At 38.5% G+C, this 17,917-nt stretch carries 7 protein-coding genes; all 7 read left to right on the top strand.

Annotated features, from left to right (window positions below):
• The first annotated feature begins 64 nt into the window (after nt 1–64).
• The 7 genes from QWT87_RS03530 (at nt 65) to QWT87_RS03500 (ending at nt 17,626) form a co-directional block, all read left to right on the top strand.
• On the top strand, nt 65–1,432 hold the full coding sequence (locus QWT87_RS03530) for a DUF3500 domain-containing protein (RefSeq protein WP_302713676.1): 1,368 nt from the start codon (nt 65–67) through the stop codon (nt 1,430–1,432).
• A gap of 4 nt (nt 1,433–1,436) precedes the next feature.
• On the top strand, nt 1,437–2,570 hold the full coding sequence (locus QWT87_RS03525) for a HupE/UreJ family protein (RefSeq protein ID WP_302713674.1): 1,134 nt from the start codon (nt 1,437–1,439) through the stop codon (nt 2,568–2,570).
• A 429-nt stretch (nt 2,571–2,999) separates the two neighbouring features.
• Nucleotides 3,000–7,622: an FG-GAP-like repeat-containing protein gene (locus QWT87_RS03520; RefSeq protein ID WP_302713672.1), complete on the top strand. Its 4,623-nt coding sequence runs from the start codon at nt 3,000–3,002 to the stop codon at nt 7,620–7,622.
• Between the two features lie 564 nt (nt 7,623–8,186).
• Nucleotides 8,187–11,315, top strand: coding sequence for a glycoside hydrolase family 2 TIM barrel-domain containing protein (locus QWT87_RS03515; RefSeq protein ID WP_302713670.1), 3,129 nt, complete (start codon nt 8,187–8,189; stop codon nt 11,313–11,315).
• A gap of 11 nt (nt 11,316–11,326) precedes the next feature.
• Entirely contained in the window at nt 11,327–13,210 is a 1,884-nt protein-coding gene (locus tag QWT87_RS03510; protein WP_302713668.1) for a carbohydrate binding domain-containing protein, read from the top strand.
• 18 nt (nt 13,211–13,228) lie between these two features.
• Nucleotides 13,229–14,056 (top strand): glycoside hydrolase family 16 protein, encoded by an 828-nt coding sequence (locus tag QWT87_RS03505; RefSeq protein ID WP_302713666.1) that lies wholly within the window; start codon nt 13,229–13,231, stop codon nt 14,054–14,056.
• Between the two features lie 147 nt (nt 14,057–14,203).
• Nucleotides 14,204–17,626 (top strand): hypothetical protein, encoded by a 3,423-nt coding sequence (locus QWT87_RS03500; protein WP_302713664.1) that lies wholly within the window; start codon nt 14,204–14,206, stop codon nt 17,624–17,626.
• Nucleotides 17,627–17,917 lie beyond the last annotated feature (291 nt).

Genomic DNA, 17,917 nt, shown 5'->3' with positions numbered 1-17,917 from the left:
AAGAAGAATATTTTTAATAAAAAAAGTTTAACCAAACTCAACCTATAATTTAAACACTTATACAATGAAAACACTATTCAGCATCACCGTAGCCACTTCTGTTGCGGCACTTTCATTTTTCAGCTTTTTTAAAAAAGATACGGAAACCCCAAAAGCAGCGTTTATGACGAATATTGCCAAGAAAAATAAAGCTGCGAAAACAGTGGTTACCACACAACAGATTATTGATCTGGCAAATGCCTTCAAAGCTACCCTTTCCAGTTCGCAGATTGCAACGCTGGAGCTGGCTTATACGTATGCCAATGCAAAAACATGGTCGAATCTTCCTGCTGCGATGTCACCCAGAATCGGGCTGAAAATGGGAACTCTTACAACGGCTCAGTTAACTGCTGCCAGAAATCTCATTCAGGCTTTATCCGGAACTGGAAATGAAGGCTATAACGAGATCTACGGACTTTGGATGGCAGACAATTATCTTTCTAACAACGGAGGCGGAACCACTTATGGAGAAGGTAATTTTTATATTGGGTTTTTCGGAACTCCATCTTTATCAGGAACTTTTGAAATCCAGATGACAGGACATCACAGAACAGTTTCCAATACCTATATCAACGGAATTCTTGTGGGGGCAACTCCTTCTTTTGTCGCGGCAGAACCTTTTGCCTCTTTTACCTATAATTCGGCAACCTACCAACCAATGATTGAAGAAAAAACGGCTCTTGTGAATATGTTGTCCGGGTTATCTTCCGCACAGCTTACTACGGCACAGCTTTCCACAACGTATACCGATTTGGTCTGCGGTCCCGGAAAAGACTGGCTGTTTCCGACGACAAAATCCGGACTGAAAGTAAGCAATTTAACAACAGCTCAGAAACAGCTCGTTTACAATGCAATTGCAACTTACGTAAATGATGTGGACGATACGAATGCTGCAACGATTATGACAAAATATAATAATGAACTGGATAATACATACATTGCATGGTCTACCGATGCCACACTGAGTAACCAGAACGGTTATGTAAGAATAGACGGACCATCGGTATGGATAGAATATTCTGTACAGAACGGAATCATCCTTACTCCGAAACATCCTCACAGCATTTGGAGAGATCACACTACAGATTACGGAGGAACAGGAAATACCTTATCTACGGATGAAACCAATACTTCGATTTCTAAACCTATGATTTATCCTAATCCGGTAAAGGATTTTGCTACTTTTAACTTTACAGCTTCTGAAAAAGGAAATACAAAAATCAACATCTATGACCAAAGCGCAAAATTAGTGAAGAGCATAGAAAAGAGCAATCTGCCGAAAGGACAAAATTCTGTCTCTGCCGACTTAAGCAGTCTTGAAAAAGGAGTTTATACCTTCAATATACAACACAATGGTACAAAAACAAGCGGACAAAAACTCATCAAAAAATAAAGGGTTGAAGAAACTGTTTCTTTTATTTGTCTTTTTTTCAGTCTTTGCATCGGCGCATCCGCTGCCGGATACGAAGGTCATGTTTCATATGTATCCGAGCGGTGCAGCGATTGATATTACTGCGCCGCTTCGTGATTTTGAAATCGTTTTTAACGGTAAAATAACACCGGATCAGAAAAAAAAGATTCAGGAGTATTTTAAGAATCATATCAAAATTTCCTCTGAGAACAGATTCTGGAATATAAAACTTGTTGATTATAAGATCTCCATAACACAGGATTCTGTGGTCGGGCTGTATGATAAAATAGATTTCAGGATTACGGCAAAACCACAAAAAAAAGAAGATACCCGAGATTTCACCCTTCATTACGATGCATTTGTACACCAGATCTATAATCACAAATCGATTATAGGGTTGGCTTCCGACTGGGAAAAAGGAGTACAGAATTCTAATCAGATTCTGGGGGTTGCAGCGCGGGATCTGGACGGAAATATTCAGCCTTTAAATATATCATTAGAGGAAGGAAGCTTTTTTACTGGCTTCAAAAGTATGGTTGAAATGGGTTTCAAGCATATTTTAGAAGGGAAAGACCATATTTTGTTTTTAATTTCCCTGCTTCTGGTTGCCCCGTTTTTTGTAGAAGACAGAAAATGGAAACTTCTGCATAATAAAAAATCTGCGGTAAAAAGAGTGGTAAAGATCGTAACTGCTTTTACCATAGGACATTCGCTGATGCTTATTTTGGGAGCCATACAATTAATAAACATCAACCCGAATAATATAGAGATCGGGATTGCGATTACCATTTTACTGTCCGGAATCAACATCTCCAAACCCATCTTTTTCGGGAAAGAAGTTCTTATTGCCCTGCTTTTCGGATTTGTGCACGGACTTGCTTTTGCCAATACCATTACGTTCTTTAATCTGGATATCAGTCAGTTTATATGGAGTGTTTTAGGCTTCAATATAGGAATAGAACTGGTGCAGATCCTGATTGTACTGATAAGTTTTCCCCTTATCCTCTATGTTTCCAATAGGTTTAAAAATATCGATCTTTACAGATCTGCCGTTTCAGTTTTTGTGATTGTAATGGCCTGTTACTGGATGTATGAAAGAGTAGAAAGTTTCCTGCAATAACAAGGAGATGAGGAGTTTGTTTTAAAAAATTCTGAAAACTTTCCCATTCCATGATCTGGAAAATGAAAGAGGTTTAAGTGTTTGATTTTTAGATTTTAATAAAGAGAAGGTGGAAGCATCTTCTCTTTAATTTTTCCTGTTGTTTCATCTAATTGCTAACAGTAGATCTTGCGATGGCTGTAAAATTCTTCACAGAAGCTCATACAGTTTTGAGTCTTGGATTGATTTTTTTTATTCTGATTTTCAGAAGGGTATCGTTGCATACTATTTGCATTGATCCAATAAACTCTTTAAAATTCCAAAAAATGAAACAAAATCTTTTTTTTGGAATTTTTTTTCAAAGAAAAAAGTGTAAGTTTTTGAAAATCAATACATTTTAAAATAAGCATATTTGTTGAATGCGGTCTACTACCTAAAATAGCAGCAAGTATGAAAAATTTATTCTTTTTATTTATTCTTTTTTTAGGGGTAAATAATCTCTACGCAACAGGAGAGCCCTCAACTTATTTTCAAATTTATGTTCCACCGAATAACGATGCTGTACAAAGAAACGTCTGTTTAGTGGTAACGGCTATCTACGATGATACGGAATTTAATATCATTGATGACGGTGCGGACGGAGATACGGATGATTCTAAAACCGGAGTATTAAAAGCAGGGCAGAGCTACGTCCTGTATATTAAAGACAATGGGATTAATGATGATGCCCGTTATGCTTCCGGTGGTGTTTTAAAATGGGACGGAGACTATTTTATTGTAAAATCCAATAAACTGGTGTATGCTTCCCAAAGTACAAACAGCGATTGGCAGCACGACTGGGTTCCCAGTGTGGATAAAAGCTCTATCGGACAGAAATTTATTGTGTATGCTCCCATGATTACCTCTTCAAACAGAGACATCAATGTATTTGCTTATCAGAATAATACCGTAATAGACTTTTACAAAATCTCTACTCAGGCAAAAACAAATACAGGTTTTACAGATGTTGATGCTGAAAATCCCGTTAAAGTTTTTTCCAAAACACTGAACGTGGGGCAGGATTTAATTTACAGCTTTCCGCAAGGAAGGGATGCGATGATTTCTGGAGAAACCTATATGCTGGTCGCAAATAAGCCTGTAACGATGCAGTACGGAGCCTTATTCGGAAATGAGCGGGACGGAGGAGGATATGTGCCTACCTCCAATGGAAGCTCTTCCGGAGAACTGATGTATTTCGCGGTTCCTTATCAGTCGGGTGGTGAACAGGAAATAAGAATTGTGAGCTGGGACAATGACAATACCGTGAAACTGGATCGTTTTGTAAACGGAAACTGGGTACCTGTACAAACCTTCTCTCTCAATCGGCTAGCCGCGGGAGACTGGGTGGGAAAAACCAATGGAAACGTTTCTTATCCTACCGTCTTCAGAGTTACCTGTTCCGCAGGAAAAAAAGTCTCTGTTTTTGAAGGGAATTGGTTTGAAACCGGTTCTCCGGGAACCTCCGATATGGCAACAATGGTTTCTTCCGAAAGCGGAACAACGGCAGGAAAAAAGTTCCTGACCTATATTGCACCTCCGGGTAATGAAACCAATGTAACCAACCCCTTAACAGGATCAAAGTATAACGGTTCCTTTTCTCACCTGTATTTATTTTCAAAAACAGGAGCTACCGTTACCGTAAAAGATGCTTTAACCAATGGGACAAAATTTAATAAAACATTTACCATTACTCCCGAGAAATATGCAGACTGCTCCATAAGTCTAAATGAATGGAAAGCATTTTACAACGGAACAGGAACAGCTTCAGGATCGGAAAGACCTTATCTGATCGTGGAAAGCAATAATGATATTGCGGTGATGAATAGTAATTTTAATGATAACTGGATGTGTTATACCGGAAGTTCTTTAGGACATTCTTTCACCCAGACAAGCAACGTAAGCGACGATGCACTCATCCCGACCGAACAGGCAACCGTAGTTTCTCAGGTTAAAACGGGCGGGGAAGTAACGAATCCTTCGGTAGAAGTTATTGTACAGGAAGGACTTAAAGTAGTAGAATCGAAAATCATTAACCCAAATCAATCCCAAACACAGGGTGTTGTTACAGAACTTAATGACAAAACAAAAGTAGAATATAATAACTTACCGACTTTACAGCCGAACTCTACGTATCAGATTGAAACCAAAGTGGTAGCAACCGTAGGAGCCAATAACGGAGAACTGGTAGGAACTACGCTTAATTCCACCGTTGAAACAGTGATAACAGGAAAAGTGAACGGAGAAACACAACAGTCAACCATTGCGAATTCGGTATCTGTGCAGACCACCAATACTTCAAAGCTGATATTTTCACGTCTTGAAAATCCGTTGTTTGATTCATTTACCTCCAACTCATGGACCATCAGTTGGGTAGATATCAACAATGATGGATATGATGATCTATACATTACAGATATGGGACTTACTGCTCCTAACCGAATTTTTATTAATAATACAGCCGGAGGCTTTACAGCAGGGCAGGTTTTACCTGAAGACGGGGTTTCTATGAGCAGCACCTGGGCAGATGTAGATAACGACGGAGATGAAGATTTATTGGTTCTTAATAATACCAGAAATCCCAACCGTTTCTACAGAAATGACAACGGTACATTGGTCGCAGACAATACCAAATCTTTTACTCAGGATGTTTCCTATTATCATGGCGGTGCCTTTGCAGATTATGATAACGATAATAAAGCAGATGTATTTATGTGTAATTATTTCCCTACAAAATACAATGAGCTGCACAGAAATACAGGTAGCGGAGGTTTTGTAAAAGAGCAGGCAGATGCCATTCCGCTGGAAGCCAATTCCTCTCTTGGACCAACATGGGCAGATTATGATCAGGACGGACTGATGGATTTATTTGTCCCTAATGGAAGCGGAAATAAGAACTCTTTATTCCATAACGACGGAAACGGAACCTTCTCCAAGAAAAATAACATCATTAATCAGGAAGGCGGAAAATCTGTAGGAAGCTGTTGGGGAGATATAGATAATGATGGAGATTTGGATTTATTCGTAACCAATTCCAACACAACAACCAATTTCCTGTATAAAAATTTAGGAAACGGAAATTTCCAGAAAATAACCAATTCTATTGTTAATCAGGGAGGAAGTTCTCACGGATGCAGCTTTGCAGATATTGATAATGACGGAGATTTAGACTTGTTTGTAACCAATGACAGAATCAGAAAATTCCTTTATTTTAACGACGGAAACGGAAATTTTACCGAAAACAGAGACGAAGCAATTACCTATAATTTCGGACTTTCTTTTGGACACGCATGGAGCGATTACGATCATGACGGCGATCTGGATCTTGCCGTGGCAACGCATTCCAATCAGAAAAACCACATTTTCATCAATAACGGAAATACCAATAAATGGCTGGAAATTAATCTGAAAGCCACAGAAAGCAATGGTTCTGCCATCGGTACAAAAATATTTGTAGAAACAGGAAGCAGAACGCAGATGAGAGAAGTAAACAGCCAGAGTGGTTTTGGAGGACAAAGCAGCTATACACAGCATTTTGGATTAGGAAACGCCGCAACCATCAATACCATCACCGTTAAATGGGCAAGTGGAATTATTCAGAAACTGACGAATATTTCTGCCAATCAAATACTCGAAATCGTAGAACCTCAACAGACAAAAGTTTCCGGTATCGTTTATTTTGACACCAATAACGACGGGGTGAAACAGGATAGCGAACCTACCGTTTCAAGAGCGGCTATTAAAGTGGTGCCTACCAATGCCAAAGTATATTCCAGTGATGCCGGTACATTCAGCTTTTATACCACTCAGAATGATGTTGAGCTGAGAATTTTAGAAGAAAACGGATTAAGTGCAGGTTCCAAAGTATTCGATCTGACCAATTATCAGCCTTCCCAAAAAATATTTATTGCTGCAACGTCAACCTGTAACGATACAGATTTGAAAATAAATATGGGAGGAACGGCTATCCGAAAAGGATATACCAATAACCAGTTTAAAATTGTAGTAAGCAATCAGTCCCGTAATATATCCAATTCAAGCATTTTAAAATTTACAGTACCTTCCTCTGTAAATATTATCAGTCCGTCCTTACCGATTGCGCAGCAGGAAAGCTTTGTTGAAAATTCAAAAAACTATACAAGATATTCCTGGAGTATGGGATCTTTAAATCCTTTTAACAATAAAGTCATTAGCTTTATGACCGGTACAGACGCATCCGTTTCAGTGGGTGATGAATTGGATTTTAAAGGAGAAATTGTAAACTCTTCGGCAGACTGCAATATCGATGATAACCTGCTGATGCAAAAATACCCTATTTATGGAGCGATAGATCCTAATGATATTCTGGTTTCTCCGAAAGGCTATGGAACAGAAGGATATATATTACCCGATCAGTTGCTTACCTATACCATCAGATTTGAAAACGTAGGAAATTTTGCTACTCAGAATGTATCCATTATAGATAACATTCCGCAGGAATTAGACATCAATACCTTTAAAATGGTGTCTGCAAGTCATGATAATGTATCTGCGGAAATTATAGATAACAAGATCACGTTTAAGCTTGAAAATGTATTTTTACCGCCTACTTCCGTAGATTCAGACCGATCTCAGGGGTATGTTACCTTCTCCATTCTTCCTAAAAAAGGATTAGAAGAAGATACAAAAATTAAAAACAGTGCATTCATTGCATTTGATGACGAAAACCTTCTGAAAACCAATACGGTAACCAATACCATTCAGTCTAAAGCACAGGAACAGGAAATGACAGTAGTTCATCTGTATCCAAATCCTGTAAACGATGTTGCATTTATAAGGCTAGAACACAGAAAAGGTTCAGAATACACAAGAAAAAAAATAATAAAAGCTGAGGTTATTGATCTGAACGGAGTTCTTATTTTAGAAAAGAATTTCAGTGCCTCAGAAGAAGTGAGAATAGATCTGCCTTTACAGATTAAAGGATATTATCTGCTCAAAGTTACAGATTCAGATAATAAAGCGTATACCAAAAAAATGATCGTTAAATTTAGAGAATAATCTTTCAGTTTTTAGGCTCACCCTATTGAGTCAGCATAGAAAAAGCAAAATTTAAATCATTGATTTCAGTCAGACCATTCGAAATTTTCGGATGGTTTTTTTGTCTTAAAAAGCAGATGCGCATATAAATAATTTTCGCCAAAATCATTATTTTAATTTCAGAAATTCTCAGAAAATTTTAACCCTGAAAATTGAATTTTCACAAAATATTTTGAAAGTAAATTGTTTGAAAATTCTCAAAAATGTGAAATTTTAAAGCCCATTTCTCATTTCAATATTTTTATCTGAATGTTAAAAAATGTCGCATTAGGAGCTGTAAAATGTTAAATAATTCTTAATTCAATTTCATAGAATTCAACTGATTTTTTAATCTGAAAATGATTTTATTGCTTCTTGATTGCTGTTTAAGTATTTGATATTCATTAATTTATTTATGTATATCAAATGTATATACATATTATTTATGAACTAATTGTTAACATTTTTAAATTAGGCAAAGACGATTCATCATTAAATAAGAGGTCTTGTCCGAATTATAAAACTGAATAGAAATTATATAACATAATGAAAAGAATATTATTTTTCTTGGTCTGTATTGGCACTCATCTTTCCCATGCCCAATCCCAGAAAGTTGAGGTGGCGAATAACACAGACGGACAAAAATTAGAAGTGAACGGAAAGCCTTTCATTGTAAACGGAATGAACTGGGATTACTATCCTGTCGGAACCAATTACAACTATTCCCTTTGGAAGCAGTCTGATGATTTCATTAAAAAAGCTTTGGACGATGAAATGGGACTTCTGAAAAATATGGGCGTAAATGCCGTAAGAATCTACACCGGAATTCCTGCAAAGTGGATTAAGTATATCTACGAAAATTATGGAATTTACACCATGCTTAACCATTCTTTCGGAAGATACGGGCTTACCGTAAATGGCTCATGGGTGGCAAACACAGATTACGCAAATCCTGCAACCAGAGAACTTTTACTGAAAGAAACTAGAGAACTGGCAGAGCAGTATAAAAATACACCGGGACTTTTGCTGTACCTTTTAGGAAACGAAAACAATTACGGCTTATTCTGGGAAGGCGCAGAAACGGAAGATATTCCTATGAAGGACAGAAAATCTACCCAAAAAGCTATCCCGATGTATCAGCTCTTCAATCAGGCAGCTTTAGAAATAAAATCTTTAGATCAGAACCATCCGGTTGCTTTATGTAACGGAGACACCCTGTTTTTAGACATCATTGCTCAGGAATGTAAAGATGTAGATATTTTCGGAACCAATGTATACCGTGGCGTTTCTTTTGGCGATCTCTTCCTGAAAGTGAAAACAGAATACGGAAAACCGGTTCTTTTCACCGAATTTGGAGCAGACTCCTTTAACGAACTTTCTCAAAAAGAAGATCAGGATGCACAGTCTTATTATCTGCTCGGAAACTGGCAGGAAATCTATGAAAATGCAGCGGGTTTGGGAAAAGCGGGAAATGCATTGGGAGGATTCACATTCCAGTTTAGCGACGGTTGGTGGAAATACAAACAGACCGAAGATCTGGAGGTACACAATACCAATGCATCGTGGAGCAACGGAGGATACATCAGAGATTTCCGTAAAGGCGAAAATAACATGAACGAAGAATGGTTCGGAATCTGCGCCAAAGGAAAAACAGATGCTACAGGACACTATCAGTTATATCCGAGAAGCGCATATTACACCCTGAAGCAGGTTCATCAGTACAATCCTTACGAGAGCACTCAGATGAAATCTTCCGGCGTGGTTAAAAACTATTTTAATGACATCAATATTACCGATGCAAATCTGAGAGCAAGAGGCGATAAAGCCGCTCTGAAAGGAGAAAGCAGTGATATGATCAGAATCAGCAATCTGAGAGCAGATTTTTCAACCTTCAACACCGGAGGAAGTCTTATCACCACACCAAAAGAAAAAACAGATGCTTATACATCCTATCCGAATAGACAGGGCTTTGATCATATGCAATCCTATTACGTGGGAATAGAAGGAAATCCGACTGCCAATATGAGAGCCAATGTTAACTTTAATATTCTGGGAAATGTGGCAGAAAATCCTATCGACCAGATATTTTATGAAAACAGAGGAAGAGCAATTCAGGTAATGAATGCAGACGGAACCACAACCACAATGAGAGATCTCAACAGAATTCAGGTCTACAACGCAAGTTATACATGGAATCAGAAATATTTTGATCTTCACGGGTTCTACAGAACAGGGCATTACCATTGGGGATACGAAGGCGATCTTTTCGGACTTTATCCTGAAGCCAATTACGGTCCTAATATGGACATCTACAACGGAGAAGCCCCTTTCGGTTTTGAATTCACAGGAAAAAAAGAAATCAATGGACTGAAAGTCGCTTTCGGACCGGAACTGTGGTGGGGAGCCAACCCTGCATTGTTGGTAAAATACTCAAGAAAAGCAGGAAAATTCGATCTTACAGGAATCTATCATGAAGATCTCGATCAAAGAGGAGATACGCAGAGTTCATTTGCCATTCCGCAGCCTAAAACCAGAAGAGTAACATTAGCAGTTCAGAGAAAATTCGGAAACTTCGGAATTGATCTGGGCGGAATCTGGGGAGGACAGCCGCTTAACGGAAGAACATTCCAGTTATACAGAGACGGAAACATTTATCAGGATCAGATCAGCGGCAAAGACAATTGGGGTGGAAAAGCCAAATTTACCTACGCAGGTGGAAAATTCAACTGGTACGCGCAGGGAGCCATGATGGGTCTGGTTGCCAATGGAGGAGCAGATTACACACAGACCTTTACAGGATGGAGATTAAAAGACAGCGGAAGCGGAAACCAGTATAACGTCCTTTCAGGATTTACCTACAATATCGGAAATTTCCAGATTGCGCCTAATTTCCTTTGGCAAAAGCCGATCGAAGGACCGGTTCCAATGGACGCACCTGCACCGGGAAGACCGAGAAATATACTTCAGGATCCTTTTGTGGTAAGAGCAAACCGCGAGCAGACCGCAGGAGAAATTCTTTTCACGTATGATCCTACTCCGGCTACATGGATGTACGCGTGGGACAGCGATAAAACAGAAGATGCACCATTTGCATTCAGTACAGGATTTGTATACAGACATTTGCCGACAACACAGGATGCTGCAATAGGAATTTTACCGGACGGAAGAACCACTTTCGCATTTCCGGGAGCTGCACCGGCAGCCAATCTTTTGGAAGCCAATGCAAGAATTGTTTCTAAAGTAAGCTCCGATTTCGGAGTGATAGCCAATATTTATGGCGGAACGGCACAGGCAAACGGAAGCGATACCAGAAAAATCGAAAGATTCGGATTAGAGCTGAGAACCATTTACAAAAAATTAAAATTTGTTACCGCATTCAAACTGAACGATTGGGGACCTTACGATTACCACAGAGATTATAACCTTACCTTCCCGATGCAGCTCATGGGAGATCTCTCCCTTGAAATAGGAAAACCCGAATGGTGGATCCTTCCGGGAACAAGAATCGGAGTTCGCGGGACCTACAGAACTTTAGATCAGTATTCTCCTAGATATGCACCTACTTATACCATAAACGGTGCCGGAAACTGGGTTCCTGATCCTACCGCAATAGGATTCCCGAACGGAAACGAATGGGAAATAAGAACGTATATTCAAATCAATATTGGTAAATAACTTGTACAAAAATGAAAAATATATTCAGACATAAATTCACCAAAGTATTATTAAGTGCTTCACTTTTAGTGGCTTTTGGCTGTCAGAGAGACATCAGCGAGCTTGAAACGGCAGAATATCCTAAAAATCCGGAAGTTTTTATGGATGCCTTCAGTTCAGGGTTAAATTATTCCGCCTTCGGAGGATCCGATGTAAAAGCATTTGATGTAGACACCCAGGTAAAATATTCAGGAACCACTTCCATGAAATTTGCCGTTCCGGATTACGGAAGTCCCGAAGGAGCTTATGCAGGAGGATCTTTTTACACCTCTGTAGGAAGAGATCTTTCAGATTACAATGCATTAACATTCTGGATCAAAGCTACTCAGGCAGCGAATATAGATATCATTGGTTTTGGAAACGATCTTGGTGAAAACAAATATCAGGTTTCCCTTTCTGCGCTTCCGGTAAATACCAACTGGAAAAAAGTAATCATCCCGATTCCTGATCCTTCAAAATTAAAAATGGAAAAAGGAATGTTTTTCTATTCCGAAGGTCCCGAAAACAACAAAGGATATACCTTTTGGGTAGATGAGGTGAAATTTGAAAAACTCGGAACCATTTCCTATCAGTCCGCATCTATCCTGAACGGAAGCAACAAAACAATTACCTCTTTTGTAGGCGTTAGTAATAAAATAGACGGACTTACTGCTTCTTACAGTATGCCCAACGGAGCAACACAGGCAGTGAACCTTACGCCGTATTATTTCAACTTTAAAACTTCCAATGCAGCGGTAGCTTCGGTAGACCAGCTTGGAAATGTAAGTACAGTAGGATCAGGTTCTTCTGTTATTACCGCAACTTTAGGAAGCAATACGGCAACAGGAAGCCTTACCATTAATTCCTCAGGAAATTTTGTTCATGCACCCGTACCGACACAGACGGCAAATAATGTCATCTCTATTTTCAGCGATAAATACACCAACGTTCCGGTGGATTATTACAACGGATACTGGGCTCCTTATCAAACGACACAATCAGCAGATTTTACGGTAAATAATGACCATGTGCTTAACTATACCAACTTTAATTTTGTGGGAATCCAGATGACTTCACCTACTGTAAATGCATCATCCATGTCACATTTACGCATGGATATGTACTTACCAAATGCTGTAGCTGCAGGATCATCTTTTACCATAAAAGTAGCAGACTTCGGAGCAGATGGAGTATATGGAGGAACTGATGATAAAACAGGGCAGTACACCGTAAATACCGCTTCATTACAAAGTCAGAGCTGGATCAGTCTGAATATTCCCATTACAGCAATTACAGGGTTAACAACGAAAGCGCATATCGGTCAGATAATTTTTGAAGGAGCCAATATTTCTAATTTTTATGCAGATAATATTTACTTCTACAACGACGGAAGCATAATTCCTGCAACGCCTACTGCGGCTGCACCTGTACCAACTCATGCTGCGGCAAGCGTTCTTTCAGTTTTCAGTGATGCTTATACAAATGTTGCGGGTACAGATTTTAACCCGAACTGGGGACAGGCTACACAGGTTTCCCAGACCCCGATAGCAGGAAACAATACATTGAAATATGCAGGACTAAACTATCAGGGAACCCAGTTTGCAAGTCCGCTTAATGCTTCATCTTACGGATTCATCCATATAGATTATTATACCGCTAATTCTACAAATTTAAAATTCTATTTAATCAGTCCCGGTCCTGTAGAAACGCCGTATACTTTATCTGTACCTTCGGGAATAGGGATCAATACCAATGGCTGGAAAAGTGTAGACATTCCGCTGTCTTCCTTCTCACCGGTTGTACTCAGCAACATCATTCAATTCAAAGTAGACGGAAACGGAGATATTTTCTTTGATAATATTTATTTCCATAACTAAAATTTTAAAAGAACAATTATGAAATATTTACCTAAAAATAAAATTTTAAAACTTCTGGCTGTTCCTGCATTTTTGTTTTCGATGAGTTCATGCGATCAGGAATCGGTACAAACGCTTCCCGACAGAAGCTTTGAGATGGTCTGGAGTGACGAATTCAACGGTACCGCAGGAAGCCTTCCGGATAATAAAAAATGGACATTCGATTTAGGAACCGGAGATAACGGATGGGGAAATCAGGAATTGCAGTCGTATACCAATTCCACCAATAATGTTTCTTTAGACGGAAATGGAAATTTAGTAATCACCGCAAGAAAAAACGGAAACGCTTTCACTTCGGCAAGAGTAAAAACACAGGGACTTTTTTCTCATGCTTATGGAAAAATAGAAGCAAGAATCAAAACACCTTATGGTCCCGGAATCTGGCCTGCTTTCTGGATGTTGGGCGATAATATCAATACCGTTTCATGGCCTCAGTGTGGCGAAATAGACATCATGGAACTGAAAGGACATATCCCGAATGTCGTATACGGAACCCTTCACGGTCCCGGATATTCCGGAGGAAATGCAAAAACAAAAGCCTATGGATTACAAAATGCCAGATTCGATCAGGACTTCCATGTCTTTGGAGTAGAATGGCAGGAAAACCAGATCGACTTTTTTGTAGACGGATACCTTTATCATCGCGTAAAATCTTCGGATGTTTCAGGAGAGTGGGTGTATAATCATCCTTTTTTCCTGATTCTTAACGTGGCAGTCGGAGGAAACTTTGTAGGATTTCCAACGGACGGAACCTCTTTCCCTCAAAGTATGTACATCGATTATGTAAGAGTTTACAAAGCAAAATAAAATTTTAAACCACTCAAACCTTACAGGCTTTCAAAACCTGTAAGGTTTCCCAAAAACAAGACTCTCAAAACATTTCAACGAAGGAAATTTTTCCTTCGGAAGGGCTTTACAAACCAATTTTAAAAATAATTCATCAAAATTACATTAATGCAATCCACGATTTCCCATATCGAATCCTCTTTAGAAACTGTAAAAATCAACCACGAAGTTTTTTTTAAAATCTCCGATGCAGAATCGTTGCGTCCGTTTTTTATGACCATCGTAAGCGATTCCAATCATTGGATGTTCGTTTCCAGCAATGGCGGACTTTCCGCGGGGAGAAAAAACTCGGAATTTGCCCTTTTTCCGTACTACACCGATGATAAAATCACCGAATCGGCAGAAATTACCGGAAGCAAAACGATGGTTCAGATTCATAAAAAAGAGGAAATTATCGTCTGGGAACCTTTTTCCGTTCGCAATGAAGCGCAATTTCACACTTCGAGAAATGTCTATAAAAACGAATTTGGAAACAAGATTATTTTTGAAGAAATCAACCACGATTTAGCACTCGCTTTTTCTTATGAATGGAACAACAGCAACGAATTTGGGTTCATCAAAAAATCAAAAATCAAAAATTTAGCGACTGGAAATCAATATATAACCGTTTTAGACGGACTGCAAAATATTTTACCGTACGGAATCGGAAGCGATTTGCAAAACCGTGTCAGCAATTTGGGCGATGCCTACAAACGTACCGAACTCGACACAACATCCGGACTCGGAATTTTCGCATTAAGTGCCATTATTGTGGATAAAGCCGAACCAAGTGAAGCCTTGAAAGCAAACACCGTTTTTTCCACTGGGACAGAAAATCCAACGTATTTGCTGTCTTCACTTCAGTTGAAAAATTTCAGAAAAGGCGAAAAAATTACACAGGAAAACGATATTAAAGGCGAAAAAGGAGCCTATTTTATTCAGCAGGAATTAGAATTAAACACAAATGATGAGAAAGAATGGTGGTTTATCGCCAATGTTAATCAATCTCAATCCAATGTAATCGGTTGGATAGAACGCATTAAAAACGAAAAAAATCTTGCTGAAAAAATCCAGAACGATATTGATTTGGGCACTGAAAATCTCAAAAAACTAGTCGCGTCTGCCGATGGATTGCAGTTTACCAACGACGATCTGCGAGACAGCCGTCATTTTTCCAACACGTTGTTTAACATTATGCGTGGCGGAATTTTTGATGACAATTACACCATCGAAAAGTGGGATTTTTCCAAATATTTAGAAAAAGCGAATCAAAATATATTCAATCATTCTAAAGAAATTTTAAATAATCTTCCAGAAAAATTTAGTCTTTTTGAATTAAATGAATCGTTAAAAAATACAGAAGATGCTGATTTCATAAGATTGGCTAAAGAATATTTACCGCTCAAATTTTCCCGCCGTCACGGCGATCCTTCCCGTCCCTGGAACAAATTTTCCATCAATACCAGAAGTGAAACCGACGGTTCTAAAATCCTCGATTACGAAGGAAACTGGAGAGATATTTTCCAGAATTGGGAAGCTTTGGCGCATTCCTATCCGTATTTTATCGAAGGAATGATTTTCAAATTCCTCAATGCAACAACTTTTGACGGGTACAATCCGTATCGGGTAACCAAAGACGGTTTCGATTGGGAAACGATTGAAGCCGACGATCCGTGGAGCTACATTGGATATTGGGGCGATCATCAGATTATTTATCTGTTGAAGTTTTTAGAATTTACCGAAAATTATTTCCCAAATTCTTTAGAAACACTTTTAGACAAAGAATATTTCGTGTATGCTAATGTTCCGTATAAAATAAAATCCTACACCGAAATCTTGGAAAATCCTAAAGATACCATTGATTTTGATTTCGATTTGGATGAAAAAATCCACCAAAGAAGAGCCGAAATGGGAGCAGACGGTGCTTTGCTTACCGATGAAAACGGAGAAGTGTTGAAGGTAAATTTCACTGAAAAAATATTGGCAACCGTTTTGGCTAAATTATCCAATTTCATTTTGGAAGGCGGGATCTGGATGAACACGCAACGTCCGGAATGGAACGATGCCAACAACGCTTTGGTAGGAAACGGCGTTTCGATGGTCACGCTGTATTATCTGCGAAGAATGATGAAATTTTTCCAGGCTGTTTTTGAAAATTCGGCGTTGGAAAATGTACAAATCTCCAGTGAACTGGTCGATTTTTACAAAAAAATACGAGAAGGTTTTCAGGAAAATCTTCATTTGTTGGAAGGAAATATTAGCAACGAAGACCGCAAAAAAATCCTCGATCTATTTGGCGAAGCCGCTTCGGAATACCGAAATCACGTGTATCAGAAAGGATTTTGGGGTAAAAAACGAACCGTTTCTTTGGAAGGTTTACAACGATTTACAAACCTTTCGTTGCAGTTTTTGGAACATTCCATTAAAGCTAACGAAAGAAAAGACGGTTTGTATCACGCGTATAATTTGATGACTTCCAACGAAAAATCCGTTGCGGTTTCCTATCTCAGCGAAATGTTGGAAGGACAGGTTGCGGTGTTGAGTTCCCAATTTTTAAGTTCAAATGAAGCGTTGAAAGTGTTGGATGCGCTGAAAAATTCAGCGTTGTTCCGGGAGGATCAATACAGCTATTTATTGTATCCTAACAAGCAATTGAAAGGATTTTTAGAAAGAAACAGTATTCCTGAAAACTTAGTTCAGAAATCTCAATTGCTTAAAAAATTGGTTTGCGAAAAAAATATGCAAATTATCGAAAAAGATGTGGTAGGAAATTATCATTTCAATGGAAATTTCAAAAATGCAGGAGATCTAGAATCAGCTTTAGATGATTTAAAGGTTGAAAATCAGGAAAAAGCCTTGATTTTAGGAATTTTTGAAGAAGTTTTCAATCATAAAGAATTTACCGGAAGAAGCGGCACATTCTACGGGTACGAAGGTTTAGGCTCTATTTATTGGCATATGGTTTCCAAATTATTGTTAGCCGTAATGGAAGTTTGCCAAAAAGCCATCAACGAAAATGCTTCGCCAGAAACAGTGGGAAGATTATTGGAACATTTCTACGAAATCAACGAAGGAATCGGTGTTCACAAATCTCCTGAATTGTACGGGGCATTTCCAACCGATGCCTATTCGCACACGCCATTCGGAAAAGGCGCACAACAACCGGGAATGACGGGACAGGTAAAAGAAGATTTATTAAGCCGTTTCGGAGAATTGGGAATCTTAGTAAAAGACGGACAATTGCAGTTTAAACCCGATTTATTAAGAAAAGAAGAGTTCTTAACCGAAGAAAAAACCATCGAATATTTTGATGTGAAATCCAATGCTTCATCACTGAAATTACCCGAAAATGCTTTGTTTTTCATCAAATGCGAAGTTCCGGTGATTTATGAAATTTCGGAAAACGAAAGCGTAGAAATTTTTAATGAACAATGCGAAGCAAAAATAGAGAGCAGTTTAACCATCAATCAAGAAGACTCCGAAAATATCTTTAAAAGAAACGGAAAAATCACTTTGATTAAAGTGAAAATTAGAAAAGAACAGTTGAAATAATGAAAAAAAATAATTATTGTCTGATAAAAAAATGTAATTAACAGGTCGCTCCTACGGAGCTTTTTACCGAAGAATACAAATTTCCTATTAACAGTAAGTCCCGATGGGACTTAATACAGCTCCTTTAGGAGCGTACTGTTAATAGAAAATGAAAGCGTGAATGCAAAGCTCCGTAGGAGCGACCTGTTAATCTATCTCATAAACATTTAAATGGTTGAGGTGAAAATTCTTTTTATCAGGCAACAATGAAAAAATTTCAATGATTAATGAAATTATTCCGTGTAATACCAA

Origin of the sequence: Chryseobacterium urinae (assembly GCF_030518295.1) — a bacterium.
In the GTDB taxonomy this organism is placed as follows: Bacteria; Bacteroidota; Bacteroidia; order Flavobacteriales; family Weeksellaceae; genus Chryseobacterium; species Chryseobacterium mucoviscidosis.
The sequence above is the reverse complement of the archived record's forward strand: the minus strand, read 5'-3'. Positions and strand labels throughout refer to the sequence as shown.